At 51.6% G+C, this 21,554-nt stretch carries 17 protein-coding genes and 2 tRNA genes; 11 read left to right on the top strand and 8 right to left on the bottom strand.

Annotated features, from left to right (window positions below; genetic code table 11):
- Positions 1 to 13: 13 nt before the first annotated feature.
- Both DTL42_RS06900 and DTL42_RS06895 read left to right on the top strand, forming a co-directional pair.
- The gene (locus tag DTL42_RS06900; protein WP_114367901.1) at positions 14 to 2,341 is read left to right on the top strand and encodes a sialate O-acetylesterase; all 2,328 of its coding nucleotides are present in this window, start codon (positions 14 to 16) and stop codon (positions 2,339 to 2,341) included.
- Positions 2,342 to 2,405: 64 nt separating this feature from the next.
- The gene (locus tag DTL42_RS06895) at positions 2,406 to 4,739 is read left to right on the top strand and encodes an endo-1,4-beta-xylanase (RefSeq protein ID WP_114367900.1); all 2,334 of its coding nucleotides are present in this window, start codon (positions 2,406 to 2,408) and stop codon (positions 4,737 to 4,739) included.
- A 139-nt stretch (positions 4,740 to 4,878) separates the two neighbouring features.
- Here the strand turns inward: DTL42_RS06895 and DTL42_RS06890 are convergent.
- The 4 genes from DTL42_RS06890 to DTL42_RS06875 all read right to left on the bottom strand — a co-directional run bounded on the left by DTL42_RS06890 (position 4,879) and on the right by DTL42_RS06875 (position 6,775).
- A tRNA-Asn gene (locus DTL42_RS06890) sits at positions 4,879 to 4,951 on the bottom strand.
- Positions 4,952 to 5,099: 148 nt separating this feature from the next.
- Positions 5,100 to 5,525, bottom strand: coding sequence for an ATP-binding protein (locus tag DTL42_RS06885; RefSeq protein ID WP_114367899.1), 426 nt, complete (start codon positions 5,523 to 5,525; stop codon positions 5,100 to 5,102).
- A 163-nt stretch (positions 5,526 to 5,688) separates the two neighbouring features.
- Positions 5,689 to 6,048, bottom strand: a complete 360-nt coding sequence (locus DTL42_RS06880; RefSeq protein WP_114367898.1) for an STAS domain-containing protein — start codon at positions 6,046 to 6,048, stop codon at positions 5,689 to 5,691.
- A 310-nt stretch (positions 6,049 to 6,358) separates the two neighbouring features.
- Complete coding sequence (locus tag DTL42_RS06875) at positions 6,359 to 6,775, bottom strand: hypothetical protein (RefSeq protein WP_114367897.1); 417 nt, start codon at positions 6,773 to 6,775, stop codon at positions 6,359 to 6,361.
- Between the two features lie 262 nt (positions 6,776 to 7,037).
- On the opposite strand from DTL42_RS06875, the gene DTL42_RS06870 reads away from it, so the two are divergent.
- The gene (locus DTL42_RS06870; protein ID WP_114367896.1) at positions 7,038 to 7,970 is read left to right on the top strand and encodes a hypothetical protein; all 933 of its coding nucleotides are present in this window, start codon (positions 7,038 to 7,040) and stop codon (positions 7,968 to 7,970) included.
- A gap of 50 nt (positions 7,971 to 8,020) precedes the next feature.
- On the opposite strand, the gene DTL42_RS06865 is transcribed toward DTL42_RS06870, so the two are convergent.
- The gene (locus DTL42_RS06865; RefSeq protein ID WP_114367895.1) at positions 8,021 to 8,365 is read right to left on the bottom strand and encodes a hypothetical protein; all 345 of its coding nucleotides are present in this window, start codon (positions 8,363 to 8,365) and stop codon (positions 8,021 to 8,023) included.
- A gap of 270 nt (positions 8,366 to 8,635) precedes the next feature.
- Between DTL42_RS06865 and DTL42_RS06860 the strand changes: the two genes are divergently transcribed.
- Both DTL42_RS06860 and DTL42_RS06855 read left to right on the top strand, forming a co-directional pair.
- Positions 8,636 to 9,031, top strand: a complete 396-nt coding sequence (locus DTL42_RS06860; protein WP_114367894.1) for a response regulator — start codon at positions 8,636 to 8,638, stop codon at positions 9,029 to 9,031.
- Between the two features lie 206 nt (positions 9,032 to 9,237).
- On the top strand, positions 9,238 to 13,071 hold the full coding sequence (locus DTL42_RS06855) for an MFS transporter (RefSeq protein ID WP_114367893.1): 3,834 nt from the start codon (positions 9,238 to 9,240) through the stop codon (positions 13,069 to 13,071).
- Between the two features lie 208 nt (positions 13,072 to 13,279).
- Here DTL42_RS06855 and DTL42_RS06850 read toward each other — a convergent pair whose 3' ends face one another.
- Positions 13,280 to 14,341: a hypothetical protein gene (locus tag DTL42_RS06850; RefSeq protein ID WP_114367892.1), complete on the bottom strand. Its 1,062-nt coding sequence runs from the start codon at positions 14,339 to 14,341 to the stop codon at positions 13,280 to 13,282.
- Between the two features lie 34 nt (positions 14,342 to 14,375).
- Here DTL42_RS06850 and DTL42_RS26230 point away from each other — a divergent pair, with 34 nt between their 5' ends.
- Both DTL42_RS26230 and DTL42_RS06840 read left to right on the top strand, forming a co-directional pair.
- Positions 14,376 to 14,642, top strand: coding sequence for a hypothetical protein (locus DTL42_RS26230; RefSeq protein WP_114367891.1), 267 nt, complete (start codon positions 14,376 to 14,378; stop codon positions 14,640 to 14,642).
- A 112-nt stretch (positions 14,643 to 14,754) separates the two neighbouring features.
- Positions 14,755 to 15,732, top strand: a complete 978-nt coding sequence (locus tag DTL42_RS06840; RefSeq protein WP_147274183.1) for a HEAT repeat domain-containing protein — start codon at positions 14,755 to 14,757, stop codon at positions 15,730 to 15,732.
- A 246-nt stretch (positions 15,733 to 15,978) separates the two neighbouring features.
- Here DTL42_RS06840 and DTL42_RS06835 read toward each other — a convergent pair whose 3' ends face one another.
- Together DTL42_RS06835 and DTL42_RS06830 are read right to left on the bottom strand one after the other, a co-directional pair.
- Complete coding sequence (locus DTL42_RS06835; RefSeq protein ID WP_114367889.1) at positions 15,979 to 16,281, bottom strand: hypothetical protein; 303 nt, start codon at positions 16,279 to 16,281, stop codon at positions 15,979 to 15,981.
- 1,030 nt (positions 16,282 to 17,311) lie between these two features.
- A tRNA-Leu gene (locus DTL42_RS06830) sits at positions 17,312 to 17,393 on the bottom strand.
- A 190-nt stretch (positions 17,394 to 17,583) separates the two neighbouring features.
- Here DTL42_RS06830 and DTL42_RS06825 point away from each other — a divergent pair.
- The 4 genes from DTL42_RS06825 (at position 17,584) to DTL42_RS06810 (ending at position 21,531) form a co-directional block, all read left to right on the top strand.
- A complete protein-coding gene (locus tag DTL42_RS06825; protein WP_114367888.1) occupies positions 17,584 to 18,249 on the top strand; it encodes an HAD family hydrolase in 666 nt (221 codons plus the stop codon).
- 134 nt (positions 18,250 to 18,383) lie between these two features.
- Entirely contained in the window at positions 18,384 to 19,157 is a 774-nt protein-coding gene (locus DTL42_RS06820) for a cytidylyltransferase domain-containing protein (RefSeq protein ID WP_114367887.1), read from the top strand.
- Between the two features lie 228 nt (positions 19,158 to 19,385).
- Positions 19,386 to 19,637, top strand: coding sequence for a hypothetical protein (locus tag DTL42_RS06815; protein ID WP_147274182.1), 252 nt, complete (start codon positions 19,386 to 19,388; stop codon positions 19,635 to 19,637).
- Between the two features lie 148 nt (positions 19,638 to 19,785).
- Positions 19,786 to 21,531: an Nramp family divalent metal transporter gene (locus tag DTL42_RS06810; protein WP_199590040.1), complete on the top strand. Its 1,746-nt coding sequence runs from the start codon at positions 19,786 to 19,788 to the stop codon at positions 21,529 to 21,531.
- The last annotated feature ends 23 nt before the right edge of the window (positions 21,532 to 21,554 follow it).

The following is a 21,554-nucleotide window of genomic DNA, read 5'->3' as shown; positions in this document are numbered from 1 at the left end:
GAAAGATCACATCATGCGAAAACTCTTCTTTTGGTTAGCCCTCGGTATCATGCCGATAGGCATGCTCCCCGCACAAGAAGCGACGACAAACTCGGAAAGCTCTCAGGAAGCGATCAAAGACGATTTTAAACCTGCGGTAACCAATCAGGCAGGTCACGACTATCCGCAGGTCAACTCCGAGGGACGAATCAAGTTTCGTATTGTGGCCCCGGATGCCAAGAGCGTCAGCACGACGTTTCGTGATAGCACCGAGTTTGTTAAAGGGGAAGATGGTGCTTGGACCGGTTATTCTCGCCCGCTGGACGAGGGCTTCCATTACTACATGATCAAGATCGATGGCGCGGAAGTCCCCGATCCCAACAGCAAGTATTACTTCGGAGCAATGCGATGGGGAAGCGGAATTGAGATCCCGGCCCATGATCGCGATTTTTATGCATTGAAGAATGTGCCCCACGGCCAGATGCGTGAGATCTTCTTTCATTCGCCGAGCACCGACTCGGAGCGGCGCGCGTTTGTTTACACGCCGCCTGGTTACGACGAGAACTCGGAAGACCGCTACCCTGTGCTCTACTTGCAGCATGGTTGGGGAGAGAATGAATACGGCTGGAGCGTGCAAGGGCATGCCGGGCGAATCATGGATAACCTGATCGCAGAGCAGAAAGTTCGGCCGTTTATTATCGTGATGACGTATGGCATGACCAATGAAATTCGTTTCGGAGGGCTGCGCAATTTCGATATCAGTGACTTTGAAACGGTTCTTGTAGACGAGTTGGTGCCGTACATCGATACGCATTTCCGCACGTTGACCGATCAGCCCAACCGGGCAATGGCGGGCCTTTCGATGGGAAGCATGGAGACCAAGGCGATTACGTTGCGCAACCTGGACAAGTTTTCTCACATTGGACTCTTCAGCGGAGCGACCATCAGCAAAGAGGATGCGGAGAACACAAAAGGTTTTGCAGACCAGGTGAAGCTTGTTTTTGTGAGCTATGGCAGTAAAGAAGTCGGAGGCGATCGGGCGCGTCGTGGTGGCGATCCAGCAGAAACCGTCAAGCAGTTGAAAGAGATGGGAATTGATGCCCATTACTATCTGTCACCAGAAACGGCGCACGAGTGGCAGACTTGGCGGCGAAGCTTAAAAGAGTTTGCTCCGCTGTTATTTCAGACCGAAGATAAGCTCTCAGGAACTTGGCAGGTTGATTTTGAGACGCGTATTGGCTTGCAAAAATATGTCCTCACGTTCGACAAAAAAGAAGGGCAGTTAACGGCAAGCGGTAAAGCAGAGGTGGATGGTCGCACTCGAAACGTTGAGTTTCAAGAGGTGCAAAGGGAAGGTGATACGGTCTCGTTTGTCGAGGTGCTAAACTTCGGCGACAACCAGATTCGTATTCAGTACACCGGCAAGGTTGCTGGCGATTCAATGAAGCTTCAACGGAAGGTGGGAAACTTCGCCAACGAAGAGGCTACGGCCAAGCGTGCGGCAGCTTCGTCCGATAAGGTCTCGTTCTCCAATGCAAAGCCATTGTCACCGCAGCAGGCGGTGGCAATGGAGGACAAGGTCGACCCCAACTTTCAGGTCTACCTTTGCTTGGGGCAATCGAATATGGAAAGCGGCGGCCGTATGAACGACGCCGACCGCGAAGTGGACGAGCGTCTGTTAGTGATGGCCGATTTTGATAATCCGGCTCGCGGCTGGCAGAAAGGGAACTGGTATCATGCCGTCCCGCCAATCTCCGCCCGAGGGCGAGGTATCTGCCTGGTCGATTCGTTTGGAAAAACGTTGGTGGAGGGACTGCCAGAAGATGCCCGTGTTGGCATTATCAAAGTCAACGTGCCAGGTTGTAAGATCGAATTGTTTCAGAAAGACGCATTCCAAGCCTACATCGATGGCGAGCAGGATTGGATGAAGAATATCGTAAAAGGCTACGATGGAGACCCTTATCAGTACCTGATTCACATGGGAAAAGAAGCCCAGAAGCACGGCGTGATTAAAGGGGTTCTGCTACACCAAGGTGAGTCGAATGCCGGCGATCAGCAATGGCCAGCAAAGGTCAAAACCGTGTACGACGCGATTCTTACAGATCTCGATTTGAACGCGGAAGAGGTGCCCTTAATCGCTGGGGAACTTGTCCATGCCGATCAAGGAGGACGCTGCGCTGGCTTCAACGAGATTCTTGCCGACCTGCCAGATACAATTCCCACCGCGCATGTGATTTCTTCGGCAGGTTTCAGTACCGATGACAAACTTCACTTTAACTCCGAGGGATCGCGTGAGTTTGGTAAGCGATATGCCCAGAAGGTGCTTGCGCTGCAGAACGTGAAGACCGCGAAAGATCAATAAGCTGTTACCTCGCTTCAGACGAGTCCTTGCCACTTTTACCGGCGCTCTTTTGGATATCACCCCAATGTCACTAAGAACAATTATCTTTGCCAGTTGCGTGTTGCTGGGTACCGCCATGGTTTTTGGCCAGGAACAAACGCCGACAAAAGAGCCTACGCCAGCAAAAACAACGCTCGCCGGTACTTGGTACGCACAGTTTGAAACGCCGTTTGGAATGCAAACGTATCAATTGCAATTTACGCCCGAAGGCGACGCAGCAGCAAAAGCGACGGCCCACGTTGAGGCCGAGGGGGAAAAACGTGACGTTGAATTTACCGAGGTGAAAATCACTGACGATACGATCTCTTTCGCCGAGGTTCGCCAGTTTGACCAGCGGGAACTGCGGATTGAGTACTCCGGCAAACTAAAAGGAAACGACCTCGTCCTCAGCCGCATGTTCGGAAATCGGAATGGCCAGGAAGTCGTAGCCACACGACAAGTGCCAAAACGACAGCCTACGACAGAAGTGGCACCCCTGGTTGAAGTGAAGATTGATCATTTGCTCAAGGATGCTGGTAAAGATTTCTTTTTGATCGGCATGGCAGGCGACCTCCCGGCCCGTTATTCCGCAGAGGAACTGGCGCTCGCCGCTGAGCATTTTGCCGCAATAACACCTGAGAACTGCATGAAGCCAGAGCGACTTCATCCGCAGGAAAATCAATGGCAATTCGAACGGGCAGACGCCTTGGTGGAGTGGGCTCGTCAGAATCAGATGACCATTCACGGTCATACGTTGGTTTGGCATGCTCAAACGCCTGGGTGGTTTTTCGAGGGGGACGACAAGGAAGTAATTAAGCAGCGGATGAAGGAGCATATTCATACGCTCGTCGGACGCTATAAAGGGCAACTGCAAAGCTGGGATGTGGTGAACGAGGCCATCGACGATCGAGGCGGTCCTCAGGCAGCAAAGACCGAGAACCTGCGAAACTCGAAATGGCTGCAAGCGTTGGGTCCGGAATTCCTTACTTTGGCGTTTCAGTACGCCCACGAAGCCGATCCTACGGCAGTCCTTTATTACAACGACTACAACATTGAATCAGGTTCCAAGCACGAGAGTTCGATGGTGTTGCTACGGCGGCTTTTGGCTGATGGAGCACCAATTCATGCGGTTGGCATTCAAGGTCACTGGCGCAGTGGTAGTGTTCCTTTTAAAGAGATCGAAAAGGCGATCACCGACTATGCTTCTCTCGGTTTGAAGGTCAGCATCACCGAGCTTGATGTCACCATACGTGGCGCTTCTGGCGGGCAGTTTGGGGGCGGATTCAATCGACGCGGTTTCCGTAGCGCAACGCCTCCTTCCCTGGAGGATCTCAAGCAACAAGCGGACGACTATGCCCAGCTCTTTGCCATCTTCAAGAAGCATCAAGATGTGATTGAACGAGTTACCTTCTGGGGATTGAATGATCGTCGGACGTGGCGTTGGGGGCAGCATCCTTTGCTTTTCGATGCCGGCAACCACCCTAAGCCTGCCTATGTGGCGATTGTCGATGAACTGGAAAATCGTGATTCGAGTAAGGCCACTGAACCTCCCCAACAGATCAAGATCGAAGACGGAGGCCAAGGGCCTTTCTCAGCCATTGCTACAGAAGACGCAAGCTTGGCGGGCATTACCATCTATCGCCCGCAAGATTTGTCACCGTTCGGTAGGGAAGCAAAACTACCAATTCTGCTATGGGGAAATGGAGCCTGTGCGAACACGACTGAGGAACATAAAAACTTCCTCAGTGAAATCGCTTCCCAAGGTTACATTGTTCTCGGGATCGGCCCGCTCGATCAACTAACAGATCGCAACGAAGCCTCCCGCCAAAGAACGCAAGCCAAACAGCTATTAACGGCCTTGGATTGGATTATTGCTGAAAATGAAAAGGCCGACAGCACGTATGCAGGCAAGATAAACACCACGAAGGTTGCCGCGATGGGAATGTCTTGCGGCGGGCTGCAGGCCATTGAAATATCGAGCGACCCCAGGATTACGACCACCATCGTGTGCAATAGTGGCATCCTGGCTAATCCGTCACAGATCCCAGCAATGCCCAGCTTGCAAAAGGAAGATCTGAAAAAGTTTCACCGGCCGGTTCTGTACATCATGGGGGGCCCGTCCGACATTGCCTACAACAATGCGATGGACGACTTCGCGCGGGTCGATCACGTTCCCATCGTAATGACAAACTTAGACGTCGGGCATGGGGGAACGTACCGCCAGCCCCACGGTGGCGAATACTCCCGTGTAGCCTTGGCGTGGCTCGATTGGCAGCTTAAAGGGAAGCAAGCCGCATCGAAGATGTTTCTCGGCGAAGACAGCGAACTCAAACAGCACGACCGTTGGTCTATCGAAGTAAAGAACTTCGACTCCCCGTAAATGCCCAAGGCGGGTGAATCAAAGCGTTTACTATCTCCGCTACACTGCAACCAGAAAACAAAAAAAACGCCGAAAGCAAATGCTCTCGGCGTTTTTTTGTAGCTTCAATTTCCAGCGCGTATTCCGCTGCAAAGAAAGGCTCCCCCGGCAGGACTCGAACCTGCGACAAGGCGGTTAACAGCCGCCTGCTCTACCAACTGAGCTACAGGGGATCAGAAGTGACTAAGTTTACTTTTTTCCTTCGTCCTTTCAAGACCACCTCTAACGAAAGTTTTCAGAGTTGGCTTGGGAGAAGGTAGGTTTGTATCGAGAATGACAGGCTAGGACAAAAACGGGTTCGCAGGAAAGGCCCAGAATGATCTAATTCGACTTGGTTTTCGTCATACGAACCGAGTTTCCTTGCTCGTTGTATTGGACGTCCGTCATGTAAGCTTTGATGAGCATTACACCTCGGCCAGAGGGGACGTCAAGATTTTCGTCCAAAGTTGGGTCTGGCACGGCTTCCGGGTTAAAGCCGGGGCCTTCGTCCGTGATATGGATCATGACCTCTTGCTTGCCCACGCGGATGTCGACATGGACCGATTTGTTGGGGTCTTGCTTGTTGCCGTGTTTAATCGCGTTGACGATTGCTTCTTCAGCGGCCAAGTGAATGCCAAACGAATCGTGCGAGGCCCACTCCGCTAGTTCAAGCTGGGTGAGCAACTCTTTGATAAGACGTTGGCCTTCCCCCGTATCGCTAGGGATTGTCTCCACGGTGGACCAGAGCCAGTTATTGTCGTCGCCCATAACTAAGCGCAATCACAAATGGGAGGAGTGTTACGGGAATAGGCAATCAGGTTTGCCTGGCACCTGATTGGAGATCAGCTGGCCACAAAACATCGCACCACCGGGTGGGTGATAGCAATAGTGTAGCGATAAACCCGGGGGTGCGAAAACAGCAGCCACGCAATTAACCACGAAAAGCGGCCAAAGCGTCCGGAACATCTTCTTTGATGTCAAAAAGCTTGTTCAGCCGAGTGATCGCGAAGACTTCCATGATTTCAGGACGGATATTGCTCATTTTGAGCGTTCCGTCTTTCTGCTTCACGTGCTTATCCAGGCTAATCAGCTTACCCAGCGCCGAACTGGATAGGAATTCGACGTTAGAAAAGTTCAATAGAATTGTACGCTTGCCGTCGACCTCGACCAGGTCGCTAAACTCTTGCCCGATCTCTTGAATTTGGATGTCGTCCAGAATCTTGCGATCCTTGAACTCAACCACGGTGACGCCATCCACGTCCGAGATTTTAAGGCGTTTTTGATCCGACATTGATTTGGTTCCCTTTACCTGAAGACTTCGCAGAATTCTAACGTAGCGAGATTCACGAATACAAAGGAAAAACGAAGCATTCTGAGAATCTTTCAGGCCACTTCAGCGCCAGAATCGTTTCTAACGCTAAACCCTATGATAATTTTCACTTATGTAGTGTCAACGACCTATAGATTATCGATCCCAAGATGCGATCACCAGTCAGTAGCCCAGCGAACCGGGGGAGATAACGATCTTGTCGATTGATTGCCAGAGTTCACTAGCTAGCTGCACTTCAGACGTTGGATTAGGCAAACGCTCGAAAAGCGAGCTAGTCGTTCCGTTTTCCGTCTAAAATCACATGCTTCATCAGCAAGAAATTACCGCCGCGGTATTCGGTAATGTTGCCGGTGACCACCCAGATGAGTTTGCTTGTCGAGTTTTCCTGGGCCTGGACGACACGTTCCATCATGCGGTTTTCTAGGATTTTGAAGGTGTGATCCCCATTTTCGGGGGAGAAGCTGAGTCGATCTCCGACCCATTCAAAACTGCCGATCTCATCGACAACTTCCGCGCCTTCACGAAGGCGATTCTTCTTTTGAAACATCTCTTCGGCTTGCTGGGCCCTATCGGTGATGTTGGTATCGGCTTCCTGAGCGGAAACGTTCGGGCGAGAAGGGGGGGCCGTCGCCAAGAAAAAAGCTGCCACGCACAAAAGGCTGACAAAACAAGGTAGCCATTTATTCATGCTGATCACTCATCATTTGATTATTCGTGCTGTTTCCTCAAGATTAGGTTGCGATTGGCGGAGATGCGTTCTTCCCTCATCAATGTTGCGAAAAATCTCTCAGGTGGTGAAAAAGAAACATTCGCGAGTTAGTGTGTGTTCGTTGCAAAGCCTTTGAGTAAATTGGTTTATGTTGTTTGTGTGGCGTCTGGATGGAGTTGGCATTTCGGCTGCATATAGAAGGGGGAAGTAATCTGCCTCTTCCTCTTGCGTAAGATTAGCCATGCACGAATCGATCCTCCCATATTCCTTGGCGCCCTTTGTGGTGGCGCTGCTGTTTGTCCTGAGCGGGCTGATGGCGATTGGGTCGAATATGGTTCTTGCTCAGGATCTTTCGACGAAATCGATTGTCGAGCTAACCACCGCTAGTGGACGCACATTTCGAGGGACTCTATCGCCAAAAAGCAATTTCGATACGGTTCGAATTACCTCGACGCGTGGCTCGATCGAGCTGACTCGCCCTATTGCTTGGAAGGCAATCCGCGAGTTAACGATCAACGAGCAGCCAGCCTCGTTCGAACAACTGAAAACACTGATCCACCGTGTTCACGAAGCAGGTTCGCCCACTGGGATTTCATCAGGGCTGCTAACGATCGGCCCTTCGACTGCTTTCAGCAACGAAAATGAAGTGGCTGTCATTCAGAATGAAGACAGTCAAAAATCGGCTCCCATTGCTTCTCTGTCGGCCTGGGCTACCTATAAAAACTGGGATCAGAACCCTACGGTAGATGGCCTGGAAGTCACTTTTTCGGCGGAAGATGCCGAAGGGATGCCTACGGTAGCGCAAGGGTACTTAGAGGCGGAGTTATATGCTTTTCAGAGTGAGAGCTATTCCGGAGTACCGCAAGGTCAAGGATCTCGATTTGAACGAGTCGGGGCATGGCGAATTCCTTTGAATCAAACCACCGCACGTTACGACTCACGAGTTGCTCGCTTGCCTTATCAGGGGAATTCACCGGCGACCGATGGTGGTATTTCTCCGCATGGCATCCTGGTGTTGAAGCTCATTGTGCCAGGGCAGGGGACTTTTGCGGCTAGCCTCGACGACGTACGACTTCGTCCCTACAGTGCGTTACGCGACGCAAACCAGCTAACTGGGAATCCTCGCTTTACCCGGGGTGAAAATCCCAGGTATCGCCCCTACAAAAACCCGTAAACGCTGGCGGTCTAACGTGTGTTTTCTGCCGTTCCAGAGCTTGGTAGGGATTATCCCGGTTTGGGCATTGCCAGACTATGAAGAACGAGCACTCCCCCCATCGAGATTAAAGCCCAGCCTAGCCACTGGGGAGGCTTGACCGTTCGCTTGGGAGAAATCTGAGCCTGTTCGGCTGCGGCGACGAAAGCGGTAGGAACATCGGAAGTTTCCGCACTTTTCGCGGCAAAACGTTTGGCGAGGAACTGACTTGCTTCTGAAGTCAATGTAACCGAGTCGATCAGGCGAAACTGGATTCCCAGTGCCAACAGCACGATTCCAATCATAAAGTATTGGTTGCGATTGATTTCCACGATTCCGCTCCGCTGTTTCGCTGAACCTAAAGATTCGAGATTCATCCGGCAGAACAACCCGCCACTCTATAAATTCGTGAAATAGGACAGGCCACGACGAGCATTTCTCGTTGAACGACTTCTACACCCTTGGTGATGATTACAACGAAACGGACGATCAAAGCAAATTGAGTGATCAGCGCGAGCAATGCTCTGCAAAGAGAGCGCAAAGTTGAGAGAGGCCCCCCTTGCTTGTCACAACAGTGACCTAGGAATACTAGGAGCGATATGATCCGCGACTTTCTTTGACACGGTTATCACGAAAGAAGTTTTGCCATGAACACATCCGCACCTTCACGTGGGCGAGCATTGGTCTGCGATGATTCTATGTTGATGCGCAAGCTCGTCATCGATTCGCTCACCGAAGATGGCTGGACGATTGTGGGTGAAGCTCAAAATGGGCAAGAAGCGGTCGACATGTATAAAGAGCTCAAGCCTGACATCGTTACAATGGATATTGTGATGCCGGAGCATGACGGTATCCACGGGCTCACCGAGATTATCGCCTGCGATCCAGATGCCAAAGTGGTTATGGTTAGTGCTTTGAACCAGACGACGTTGGTTGCCGAAGCGGTCCGCAAAGGGGCTCAAGATTTTATCGTGAAGCCCTTCCTTCCCGAGCATCTACAGGAGACCATTCGTCGCCTGATTGATGTCGATCTGCCTGCCTAAGTGGCGATTGATTTCGCCGTAGCTGCCTAAAGTGCCCAGGTTCAGGGAAGTGAGTATCCCTGATTTGCCGCATTTTCATGTTATTTCCGCGTAGAAAAGCGTTGGCAAAATCATGCCATCAGCTGGCTTGTGGCGTTGGTTTAACGCCTCAAATCGGCTAGTCTTACGGAATTGCAACCAAGGCATGCAACGCGCGGAATAGACGAATGGCCCCTGGCGTCCACGAGCCCACCATCCGAGAACAAGACGACGAGCGGAAAAACCTTACGTCAATGAGCTTCATTGGCTTGGTTTTAACGCAGTTTCTCGGAGCCGCGAATGACAATATCTTTCGTTGGTATGTCATCGGAATTGGCAAGGAAAAATACCCAGAAGATGTCGGGGCCATCCTTATGGCGGGAACGGCCTGTATGGTTGCTCCTTACCTTTTCTTTGCCCCCCATGCGGCTTTCTTTGCCGATCGATATAGCAAACGTTCGGTCATTCTCGCGTGTAAGATCGCCGAGATCGTCATCATGTTGCTGGGGCTTTGCCTCGCTTGGAATGGACATCTCCCTTGGCTGTTTAGTGTGGTCTTTCTTTTGGGGGCTCAAAGTGCGATGTACGGCCCCGCCAAGTTGGGGGCCATCCCTGAAATTTTAAAGACCAAGCATATCTCGTCCGCAAACGGCATTATTGGCTTAGCGACCGTGGTTGCCACTGCGTTGGGGACCATTGTCGGTAACCTGCTTAGCGACGTTACCAAGCAAGGCACCACCAATCTTTGGATCGCTGGCCTGATTATGGTAGGTTGCGCTGCGATCGGGATCTGGACGAGCACTTGGATCCAGCGACTGCCGGTAAACCAACCAGATTTAAAGTTTCCCTGGAATCCTTTCCGGAGCGTCTGGAAGGACTTGAAGGTGTTGCGTATGAATCACGCGATTTTCCATGTGGCTGTGGGAAGCGCGTTTTTCTGGACGCTGGCCGCCTTAGCTCAGTTGAATATCGATCAGTTTGCCTCCGAAAGCGGAACCACTACCCAGTCGGACGTCGGCCCTCTGCTGGCGGTGCTGGTGGTGGGAACAGCAGTTGGTTGTGTGTTGGCCGGTTATTGGTCGCAAGGACACGTCGAAATGGGGATTCTCCCATTAGGAGCGACTGGGCTGGCCATCTGTTCCTTTCTGCTGTTTCTTACGCCTTCGAATATCGTGAATGAGGTTGGTAGCTGGAACTTCGTTTTCGTTTTCGCGAGCCTGTTATTGTTCTTCATGGGGCTTTCGGCCGGGCTGTTTGAGGTTCCGTTGGCGTCTTTCCTACAGCATCGGGCCCCGGCTGAGAAACGCGGAACCATTCTCGCAGCCACGAACTTTCTTACTTTTGGCGGGATCTTGTTTATCTCGATCGTCTTTTGGGGGCTTACCGAACGGGTCTACGATGGCGATGTAGAGAACATTGGTCAAATTGCCAAGTTAGAGATTAGCCCTGAATTTAAAACGAAAGTTCAAGAGACCTCAAAGCTATTCGAGCAGCAATTAGCCGAGAAGCAAACAACGGCAGATCCGGCAGAGCTGGCCAAAGCGTTGTCGTCTAATGCAGAAGAGGAAAAGTATGCGTTTGCTTCCCTGCTGCTCACCCAGTTGCGACACGCATTTGCTGACAAAACGCCGCTGGAACGCAGCAAGCTGGTGGAAAAATACCCGGATGACAAACGTCTGGTAGGGCAGGTTTTTCTGCAGGCAACCAGGCTGCCTATTCTGAGTTCGCGGCAAATCTTTTTGCTTTGCAGCGCCGTGACGATTCCGATTTTGTTCTACATCCTTTATCTGCTCCCACAGAACTCGCTTCGCTTTTTGGTTTGGTTGGCTAGCGAGACGTTCTACCGAATTCGCGTTCACGATCGCGAGAACCTTCCGGCGGAAGGGGGCGCGCTGTTGGTCTCGAACCATGTGTCGTGGCTCGATGGCGTGCTGCTGATGCTTACCAGTAGTCGCCCGGTGCGGATGTTGGTTTGGGGAGGAAATTTCAAGAGCGAGTGGTTCCGCCGGTTTGTCGAGTACCACGGTGCGATCTTAATCGATAAAGGCCCCAAGGGAATTCAGCGAGCTTTGCAAGCCGGACGCGAGGCAATTGAAAACGGAGAACTCGTTTGTGTCTTTGCGGAAGGTGGAATTACTCGCAGTGGTCAAATCCAGGGATTTCGACCTGGCTTATTGAAGATGGTCGAAGGTACTTCGGCGCCTGTGGTACCGGTTTTTATTGACGAGCTTTGGGGAAGCGCTTTTACGTTTAGTGAAGGACGATTCTTCTGGAAATGGCCGCGAAGCTTGCAAACGCCCATTTCGATTCACTTCGGCGAGCCAATTAACCCGCCGTATGGCATTCATGAAATTCGCCAGGCTGTGCAGCAGCTAGGGGCGATCGCATTTAAGCGACGTGTTGATCGAGTGATTCCACCGGCGAAATCATTGCTGCGTATTTGTAAGGGGCGGCTTTTCGGATCGAAGGTTGCGGATTCTACCGGAGTCGACCTCTCTGGCGGTGTGTTTCTGACACGGATCTTGGTCCTGCGCCGGCTACTGAATCGGCATATCCTTAAGCCCCGCAAAGAAGAACAATATGTGGGCGTGCTGCTTCCTCCGTCGGTGGCTGGTGCTGCCGTGAATGGGGCTCTGGCGCTTGATCGCCGGGTAGCCGTCAACTTGAACTATACGACCAGCAACGATGTGATGAATTACTGCATTAAGAAGTGTGGTATCCAATCGGTGCTGACCAGTCGCAAGTTCATGGATAAATTCGACTGGCAACTCGAATGCAACGTCGTTTACTTGGAAGATTTGGCCAGCAAGCCAACGACTTGGGATAAGATCAGCTGCGCTTTCACGGCGTTTGTGACACCTAGCTGGATCTTGGATCGCGTTTATGGGCTGAACAAGATCGGACCGAACGATACGCTAACGGTGATCTTTACTTCGGGCTCCACTGGAGTGCCTAAAGGGGTTCAACTGACTCACGCCAACGTTTCGTCCAACGTGCAAGCGATTCAGCAGATGATCCATCTCAATCGAAATGACGTGATCATTGGGATCCTGCCGTTTTTTCATTCTTTCGGATACACCGTCACGCTGTGGACGCTGTTTGGCATTGATGTGAAGTTGGCCTACCACTTCAGCCCACTTGAACCGAAGGTGATCGGGAATCTGACTAAGAAGCATAAAGGGACCGCGATTTTAGTCACGCCGACCTTCTTGCGGAGTTACTTGCGACGGGTCGATAAAGAGGCCTTTGCCACATTAGAGATTGTTGTGGCCGGGGCGGAAAAGCTGCCAGGTGATCTGAGCGATGCTTTTGAAGAAAAGTTTGGTGTCCGTCCGGTTGAAGGTTACGGCACAACCGAGTTATCCCCTCTGGTCGCGGTAAATATTCCTCCGGCGCGTTCGATTGATAATTTCCAGATTGATCGTAAAGAGGGAACCGTTGGGCGTCCTATTCCTAATGTGGCGGCACGAATCATCGATCTCGATACCGGCGAGGAAAAAGGAGCCAATGAAGCTGGCATGCTTTACATCACCGGGCCCAATGTGATGAAAGGCTATTACGATATGCCGGAGGAAACCGCCGACGTACTACAGGACGGCTGGTACAAGACGGGCGATGTCGCGTTGATTGACGAAGATGGCTTCCTGAAGATTACCGGACGCGTGAGCCGTTTCTCGAAGATTGGCGGAGAGATGATTCCTCATGTGCGCATCGAAGAGGCGATTCAGTCGATTCTAGGGCCAAATGAGAGCGAAGAAGATGGAATCGAAGTAGCGGTCACTGCGGTAGATCATCCGACCAAAGGGGAACGGATTGTGGTCGTTCACATCCCGATGGAGTTAACCCCAGCAGAGATTTGTCAGCGGCTGAAGCAAGCGGGGCTACCGAATCTGTTCATTCCCGCCACCGATAGCTTTGTCCAAGTCGATAAGATTCCGATTCTGGGCACTGGCAAGCTTGATCTGCGCGAGCTAAAAGAACTCGCGAAAGCTCGCTTCAGCGAGAATGGAACCACGGCCTAGGCTTCGTCTTTTAAGCATCCGAAAGGCCAGGCAATCAGAGCGATCAAAGAAGCCACGCGTAACCTGACGGAACATCAAGGACAGCTTTACTAAATGTAAAAGGGGCCACCATCGGGGGCCCCTGAATTCGTAGGTAGAATGCTAAGCTTGGTTTCGCTTGAGGACGCTGTCATCCGCAAAGTTCGGAGAGCATGCAGCCACACCGCTATTAGCGGCGGAGTTCCGCATGACGCTTGCGTGGGACCGGAGCAAAAACCATGGGGCTGGTTTTATCGGCTTCTGGTTGCCGGCGATGAATCGCAATTGGCTGAGCATAGCTCGGTTCCATCTTCTCAAGAGCCGCAGGTTCTCGAGCAGGGGCAGCGGCTAAGGGCAGTGGTTCGCTGGGGTCTTCCTGAGACAGTTGCTGTTGCAAACCTCTCTCAGCAATTACTTTGCGCTGATAAACACGCCCCACCACACTACCAAACTGATCTCGCACGGTTGGTTCAACCTTGTTCAGTTTGGAGATTAAATTTTGCATGCCAGCGACATTGCTTTCCGCATTCTTCGAGATCTTGCTAATGAAAGAAGATGTTTCGGCGAAGTTGTAGTCCGCTGTCTTACCGATTAGGGGATGCAAAGTGCGGGCGAGAAAGTCTGCCCCGCGACTTTCAAATTTGACGAAGACATCCAAGCGATTCGAGATATAAGCTTTGCCGTTGGCTGCAGTGGTGAAACCAGACTTTAATATCAGAACGCATTGAGCCGTGATCCGTCGTGGGGCTAACGGGCCTTCGTAATATCCTTCGGCAAAATAGACGTTGGTATCGTTATCGGCATAGATAATATCGACTTTGCTGACGGTGCCTGCTCCGTCGTTGGCATGAAAGTTTACCGGGCCAGTTCTTTGTACTTGAACAGTGGTGATGCCCATCAACTCCCAGATGCTCACAACGATCTCGGGATACGTCACCAGAAACGCGTATAGCTCTGGATCGCAATCAATAACCTGGACCGGCAGACGTCGAAAGATGCTGGGATCTTTGACGACCTCGGAAACGCGGTTTTGATCTTGCGGTCGCAAATTTTTAAACGGGATCTGCTGGAGAGCATCCTGTTTTTCTTCGCGGCTGAAGCTGACCAGCATTGCTTCTGGTTCCGCTGCTTGCACTTCTGCATTCATCGGAAACGCATGCCAAGCCAATATCGCTACCCCTAAATGAAGCACGATACGTCGAAAAAAAGAGGGCAACTGTTTGTGTGCGGATAGAGTTTTAAAAATCGGCATGCAAGCATTCCCCCCTTGGCTTCGCGATGGCTAGATGGCCTTACCCTTAATTCGGTCGAATCGCTATGATCGCCACAATCATTCTGAGATTCCCCTGGCGAACCGCATGCTAGCAGGGCCATTCCTGCATGCTTCATGCACTTGCCAGCACCTAAACACCGAGCAATTCGATGCAGCAATCAGCCGGATTCACGAGATACCCGATCCGCATAACAGCCGTGATGGTAGCGGGGCTACTGTTGGCATTCGCGGGATTCAGTACCGTCGCGAAATGGTATCTCCTACCCAATCGGATGGATGATGTGTTGTTGAATGCCTCGGAGGAAGAGGTTCCCCGGCGTATGGCGCACATCATACGGCATACGCGTGCGCCCTATCGCAAACTGGCTGTCTGGATGAGATCGGAGCGACCAGTGATTTCCTTGGAGGCCAGTCGGCAGTTAAATCTGTTGATCGATCGCTGGGAACAACATGCTGGCATGCAGATTGCCCAGGATGCTGTGCTGCTGGCAGAGGCATTGCACGATGAGATACCACACTATTCCGATAAAGTTCGCGAAGAGGTCCACCTAGCTGCCGTCCGTATGGCCAGTTGGAACCTTGGTGGCCCGGCTACTCAAGAGGGGGCCTATCTTGTCGCCGTCGAGCGTCTCATCGAACGCTCGGCTGGTTCGCCATCGCAAGAGATCGCTGCTGCTAGTGATGAGTTACTGGCTCAATACCTTGATAACTTATCTACCAGAGAACCCCAACGCCCTGGTATCGAGCCGTACGATAATCTCAACCAAGTTGCTTTGAATACCGGCTTACCTTGGAACCAGGTTGGTTTGCCGAATTTGCCGCGAGTGTCACAGCAACCAATGGTTGAGGTGCCGCAGTCCACTGAGCAAGTTGCTTCGCCCGTTGCAGAGGCTTTGCCGGCGAATCAACGGGTTAGTTTAGGGAGTCAGCCGCTCAAGCTCCCCCCCTTGGTCTCGTCACCACGACATATCGATCCTGGCCCGATCATGCCAGAGGCTTTGCCAGACTATAAATCACTGACCACGTTGGAAGTGATTTGGAAGCTGCACGCACAGAGTCCTCGCTTAGGGCAACATGCACGGCAAGAGTTGGAGAATCGTCGTTTCTCGGCGGCAGATATCGAACTGGCCACGCGTCTTTCTCACCCGGAGATCGCCCAGCGTTTACTGGTTGTTCGTGAGTTGCCGCTAATGCAACGAGAAGATCGTAAGACTTGGCTGTATTATATGACCAAGGATCCAGACGAGAGTGTCCGCTATGCTGCCGCAGCTGCTTTGATTACCTCTTCGGATCCTCGTCTACTACGGCAGTTGAAGGCTGAGCTAACAGCCGATCCTAGTCCCCGAATTCAATCGTTGATCAAAAGATAGGGGCGATGGCATTGTTATCTATCTATTGGCGACTTTATTGATGTCTGCGTCGGTAATCCAACATGGCAAGGGATCGATTGGCCACGAATCCAGGCCTTACGTGGTTCGCCCCTATGGGATTGATGGCGCAGAGCTCAATCGTGCCAATAAAATTGGGGCGTCCAATGGACGCCCCAGAATTCGTACCGGATGTCAGACCTGGTTCAGATAACAAACGCAGGTATCGATCAGTATTGGTTTCGCCACTTAAACAGAAAGACGGCTTAGCATGTCCACTGCTTCTTTGGCGCGGCCAACACCACCAAGCGTTTCGACAAACTCTTTGGCGGTCATAAGATCTTCTGCGGTAATCTTGCCAGACTTACCAGGTCCTTGCGACTTGCGCTTATCCATCGACTTAATGGTGCTGACATACTGGGGTGTCACATCCTTGTAGCCAGACTTCTTAAGGGCGTCAGCAACAACCGACGGAGAGGCTCCCGGGTTTTCCTTCTGGAAGTTTCGGATAGCATCGGCTTTGGAAGGTTTGTTAGTTGGGCGTTTAGCCATGGTAGATTCTTTTTCTTTGTAGGGATGGCAATTCTGGTAGATGTTTTGTTGACTCTTGTATTCTAGTGTAAGCGGGCGATGGCTATTCGTCGATGGATTACCGAGAATTTCTTATGCGCCGCAAAGAGTGAATTCCCTAGAAAACGTAGAGAATAGATACACTCTTCCGTATCGAGTCAAGCAAACCATCATGTTGGACTGTTAAACCATAGCATGGATATCTTATCTGGCATTGTCATAATTTGCATGGCACGATTTGGATGAAACGCATCGTGGATATCAGGTTTAATTCTTTATTTTTATCCTGATTAGCTCTGCGGGGTGGATTGGTTTTGTCTGTATGTGGGGATCTCGATATTCCCTCTATTAGGTGTATTGTTGCTGGTCGATGGAAGAGTTGCTGGTTGTAATAAAGATCTGGATATCCGTTAGGGTGGTTCTACGTTAGTCACTAGGGGGTGTGGTTTATCTTTGCTTGATGATTTCTTCAGCCTCAAATCTCCTATGTTTTTGGTAAAGAGCTTTGTATGGCTGCCAAGGCAAACGGAGTCTATTGATGTCTGCGCCGGTAATCCAACATAGCAACGGACAGATTTGCCACGAATCCGGGGCTTCCGTTGGTCGCCCCTCTTGGATTGGTGGCGCAGACCTCAATAGAGGCAGTCCTCTCATTGAGAGTTGAACGTAGTAATAAGCAATATTGCTTAATGCACTTAGGTTTTGGGGGCTTATCACCGAGGAGAAAATCAGACCAGCGGTTTGATAGGTTAAGCGAGAAGCTTAACTGTAGAAGTGCCACTTATGTGTGATGAGAAGGCTTTCACTTCGCATCTCAAAATAAAGTCAGGCTTGCGGTCCTGAGTAAGAAAGATGGCGGTAGCCTGGACACTTAATTGGGGAAATTCCCAGTAAGCCACGAGCCGGCTTCTGCCGGTAATCCCCTGTTGTGGGAAAGCGAACAAGCTAAAGAATGGTGTTAGATGTCCGAGAACGATTTTCCTGGACTTAACCATAAGAGTATCAAGTTAAGTGGGGATGACAGGAATCGAACCTGCACTCCTTGCGGAACTAGATCCTAAATCTAGCGCGTCTGCCAGTTTCGCCACATCCCCAGGAAGTTCGTCTCCACCCATGTGGTCGCCAAGTGGAAACGATTAAGTTCCTCACTATATCACGGAGTTACCCCGTTTGGCAACGCGGCCCCTCTTGGGTAATGGCAGAAAAAATGAGACAAACAGGTAAGAGCCTTGGTAATTGCTGCTTTGTTGCTTGTTCTTTCCCCCGTTTTTAGTGGAAGGTAAGATGCCAGATATTCGCGCCGTCGTTTTTGACATGGATGGAACGATACTTAACACCGAGATGCTTTACCCCAAGGTTTCTGCTGAGATTCTACGGCGTCGTGGTTTGGCACTTTCACAAGACCTGACCGATGCCATGATGGGGCGGCCCGCGCCGGTTGCTTTTCAGGTGATGATTGACTGGCATGATCTCGCCGACAGCATCGAGATTCTGGAACGCGAATCGGAAGAGATCTTTGCGGACATTCTTGAAGTGTCCCTTGGGTTGATGCCTGGATTCACGGAGCTGTTTAAGGCGCTTCTGCAAGCCAAGTATCCGCTGGCCGTTTGCACCAGTGCCAGTCGCAACATGGCTGTTGAGTTGCTGGGGCGTTTTAATATTACGCCCGATCTTCAGTTTGTGATTGGCGGCGATGAGGTTCAGCACGGCAAGCCGCACCCAGAGATTTATCTTGCTGCGGCAAGTCGTCTTGCGCTTTCGCCGCAACAAATTGTGGTGTTTGAAGACAGCGAAACGGGCTGCAAAGCTGCGATTGATGCCGGTACGCATGCCATTGCAGTTCCCGGCGATCACAGCAAAAAACACTCGTTTATTGGGGCTCAGATGATCGCGGATACCTTGCACGATCCTCGGATCTATGAGTTGCTAATTCCTACCCGGCCGGTGTAGGTCAATCATTAGGTGTTCGCAGACTCATTTCTCAAGATTGACGAAACTTGTTGGCCGCCGATACACTGAAACTGGACTACCTCTGGTTACGAGCCGTGACCTAGCCCTCCCTCCCGCAGTAAAGGATTGACGCGATGAAACATCTCGCCATCGTTCAGATCGATGACCAGCTAAACTTGGCACCTGGAGAGCCGCAAAGCGGTGGGCTTGCTCCCAGCAAACTGGCTGGCCGTAAACTAGCCGCCAAACCTCTGATCGAATGGCTTGTTCGACGTGTCTCGGAGGCTGAGTTGGTCGACGGAATTGTTGTGGTTATGCCCGATGCCCCCAAGTATCGCGAATTGGGTAGTCTGATTCCGCTTGATATTCCCTGCTATTTTAGTAGCAAAAAGACCCCACTGGCCCGCTTGGCTGACGCTTCGGTCGAGTACCCTTCTAGCTCGATCGTGCGTGTCCCGCTAGAAACTCCTTTCTGCGATCCGGTACTCATCGATCGCTTGCTGACCACTGCTCAGCAGAATCAGCATGACGACTATATCGGGTACTGCTTTGAGGATGGTTCGCCAGCGTGCCGCTCGAACATTGGTTTGTTTGCCGAATGGATTCGTAGTTCGGCCCTCGCCAAGGCTGCCCGCGAGGTGAAGTCTGAAACGGATGCTTACCATATCAATAGCTCCTTCTTGGACTATCCTGAGCTCTTTCAGCAAGAGAGATTGCCGGTGCCGAAATCGCTCGACCGGAACGATCTGCGGTTCTCGGTGACGAATGAAGAAGATTGGGAAGAGCTGCTCGCGATTGTCGACATTTTGGGAACGGAAACGCCCGAGTGGCAGGACATGGTCCGCGTTATCGATGGTCAACCTCCGATGCGCGATCGTATGGCGAATCGGAATCGGGCAATCGCCTAATTAAGCCGTTTCACCTCTACAGCAAAGCAACACGGAAAGACCAGTCCCATGATAAGGCTGGTCTTTTCGCGTTCCGAGGGAGCTCCGTTTTAGATTTGCTAGCAGTTAGTCCCCTTAAAATCGGTTCAACCGTTAAAATCGACTTAACTTGCCAGACCGGACTTGACGATAGAACTACGGAAACGAGATCTACCGACGATTCGGCTCCCTATGCAAGGCTGCGATGCCATGAAAACGTTCCTCTACCTGATTGCTTCTTTCATGCTGACCAGCAGTTTGGGTTGTGCAATGTGTAGTCATCCCTATGACTATACGTATGCTGCATTTGACGAAGCACAGTTGAGTGGTCAGCGCGCTGGCTCGGCATTCGCCCCCTATTCTTCTCATACAGTGATTAGCGAAGGGGTTCCTGTTGAGTCAATTGATGAAGGCGAAATATTGGAAGAAGAAGTCATGTACTACGATTCCGAGAATCCATAGTGCCCGGGTGGCCTAATTCTTATCTGTAGCGCCTTCTCTTCTGCCTGACAGGCAAGTTCTTTTCAAGCCTGTCAAAATGGGTTAGCCTGTACCCAACCTCCTCCATCATCCTCCCGGGACGCTGGTCCCCTCACCTTGTTGCCCCCTCATGAGCGATTCCGCGCCTTCTCCCGGAGAGACTCCGGACGAGATCGATCTTACGGTCGAGCCGCCAACACGCTTCTTGTCGATGCTTACTCACCTTGGGCCTGGCTTGATTGTGGCTGGCTCGATCGTCGGTTCTGGCGAATTGATCGCGACAACCAAAACGGGTGCCGAAGCTGGCTTCTCGCTGTTGTGGCTGATCATTTTAGGGTGCGTAATCAAGGTTTTCGTTCAGGTGGAATTCGGACGTTATACCATTACGTCGGGTAAGACGGCACTGGACGGATTGAACGAAATCCCTGGGCCCGCAGTCCGTTTTCGCTCTTGGGGACAACCGCGCAGTATCAACTGGTTGATGGTCTATTGGCTACTGATGACCTTGGCGAGTCTTGCTCAGTTAGGCGGAATCGTCGGAGCGGTAGGCCAGGCCATGCAAATCTGCGTACCCCTAACGGAACATGGACGTCAGTACAACGCCTTTGCCAAGGCTCAAGCTGAAATCCAAATTCAGGAAACGCTGGCGCGATTGGCTCGCGATCGTGATGACCAGCCTGCTTTGGCTCAGGCAAAGGACAAGCTGAAAGCTTTAGAAGCGGCCCAGTCCGAGACCTCGGCCCAATATCTTGCCCTCCGGCGTAGCATTCAAGCGGACCAGGTGTTAATGGGCGAGACAACCGACAAGGATCAGCTTAAACACCTCAAGCAGCAGATCGCCAGCTCGCAGTCCGTGATGCAAGAATTAAAACAGTCCGTCGTTAGTATCGATGACAAGTTGTGGGCTGGGATCATCGCGGTGGTGACAGCGGGGCTACTTTATTTGGGGCGGTACCACTTTATTCAGCACTTCTCGACCATCCTGGTGGCCAGCTTTACGCTTGTCACCATTGGCAATCTATTCGCCTTGCAGTTCTCGCCCGATTGGGCTGTCTCGGGCAGCGAAGTGCTGCTGGGGCTAAGCTTCAGCCTGCCAGGCAATACTGTTTCAGGGGTGAATCCGGTGGTTACCGCCTTAGCAACCTTTGGCATCATCGGTGTGGGGGCTTCCGAACTCATTACTTATCCCTATTGGTGCATCGAGCGAGGCTACGCCCGTTTTACAGGACCAAGGAGCGAGTCGGAAAGTTGGGCTCGCCGTGCTTCCGGCTGGATGAAGGTCATGCAGTTAGATGCTTGGGGTTCGATGGTTGTTTACACTTTTGCGACAATCGCGTTCTATCTGCTGGGGGCGGCCATTTTAGGGCGTGCGGGTATGAACCCAGAGAGTACCGAGCTGATTCGCACTTTGAGTGTGATGTACGAACCTGTGTTCGGGACGATTGCACCGACGCTATTCTTGTTCGGGGCGTTTGCGGTTCTGTATTCCACCTTCTTTGTCGCCAATGCAGGGCATGCCCGGGTTGATGCGGATGGGGTTCGTTTGTTTGGTCTCATTCCTCCTTCTGACAAGTCGCTGCATAACACGGTAACGGTTTTTAATGTGGCATTTCCGCTGCTTTGTTTTGTCGTGTATGCGATCATACCCGAGCCGGCCAAGCTGGTTTTGCTAAGTGGCGTGATGCAGGCAATCATGTTGCCAATGCTTTCGTTTGCCGCGCTCTTTTATCGGTACCGGCGAATCGATCATCGTCTCATGCCAGGCCTATTGTGGGACGTGGGATTGTGGATTTCTTCGTTCGGGATGCTGATCGCTGGGGGCTATCTCTTCTACGCCAAACTGCCAGAGTTGGGCGAATTGATAGGGCTTAATTGACGCTTGGTTGCCTATTGCTAACA

The sequence above is a fragment of the Bremerella cremea genome (assembly GCF_003335505.1).
GTDB classification, from domain to species: domain Bacteria; phylum Planctomycetota; class Planctomycetia; order Pirellulales; family Pirellulaceae; genus Bremerella; species Bremerella cremea_A.
The sequence above is the reverse complement of the archived record's forward strand: the minus strand, read 5'-3'. Positions and strand labels throughout refer to the sequence as shown.

Coding starts and splice junctions, on each gene's coding strand:
- DTL42_RS06860 (WP_114367894.1), top strand. CDS start 8,636: ATGAACACATCCGCACCTTCACGTGGGCGAGCATTGGTCTGCGATGAT.
- DTL42_RS06835 (WP_114367889.1), bottom strand. CDS start 16,281: ATGGCTAAACGCCCAACTAACAAACCTTCCAAAGCCGATGCTATCCGA.
- DTL42_RS06885 (WP_114367899.1), bottom strand. CDS start 5,525: ATGGGCGACGACAATAACTGGCTCTGGTCCACCGTGGAGACAATCCCT.
- DTL42_RS06900 (WP_114367901.1), top strand. CDS start 14: ATGCGAAAACTCTTCTTTTGGTTAGCCCTCGGTATCATGCCGATAGGC.
- DTL42_RS06880 (WP_114367898.1), bottom strand. CDS start 6,048: ATGTCGGATCAAAAACGCCTTAAAATCTCGGACGTGGATGGCGTCACC.
- DTL42_RS26230 (WP_114367891.1), top strand. CDS start 14,376: ATGGCCTTACCCTTAATTCGGTCGAATCGCTATGATCGCCACAATCAT.
- DTL42_RS06870 (WP_114367896.1), top strand. CDS start 7,038: ATGCACGAATCGATCCTCCCATATTCCTTGGCGCCCTTTGTGGTGGCG.
- DTL42_RS06855 (WP_114367893.1), top strand. CDS start 9,238: ATGGCCCCTGGCGTCCACGAGCCCACCATCCGAGAACAAGACGACGAG.
- DTL42_RS06810 (WP_199590040.1), top strand. CDS start 19,786: ATGAGCGATTCCGCGCCTTCTCCCGGAGAGACTCCGGACGAGATCGAT.
- DTL42_RS06825 (WP_114367888.1), top strand. CDS start 17,584: ATGCCAGATATTCGCGCCGTCGTTTTTGACATGGATGGAACGATACTT.
- DTL42_RS06850 (WP_114367892.1), bottom strand. CDS start 14,341: ATGCCGATTTTTAAAACTCTATCCGCACACAAACAGTTGCCCTCTTTT.
- DTL42_RS06895 (WP_114367900.1), top strand. CDS start 2,406: ATGTCACTAAGAACAATTATCTTTGCCAGTTGCGTGTTGCTGGGTACC.
- DTL42_RS06820 (WP_114367887.1), top strand. CDS start 18,384: ATGAAACATCTCGCCATCGTTCAGATCGATGACCAGCTAAACTTGGCA.
- DTL42_RS06865 (WP_114367895.1), bottom strand. CDS start 8,365: ATGAATCTCGAATCTTTAGGTTCAGCGAAACAGCGGAGCGGAATCGTG.
- DTL42_RS06815 (WP_147274182.1), top strand. CDS start 19,386: ATGAAAACGTTCCTCTACCTGATTGCTTCTTTCATGCTGACCAGCAGT.
- DTL42_RS06875 (WP_114367897.1), bottom strand. CDS start 6,775: ATGAATAAATGGCTACCTTGTTTTGTCAGCCTTTTGTGCGTGGCAGCT.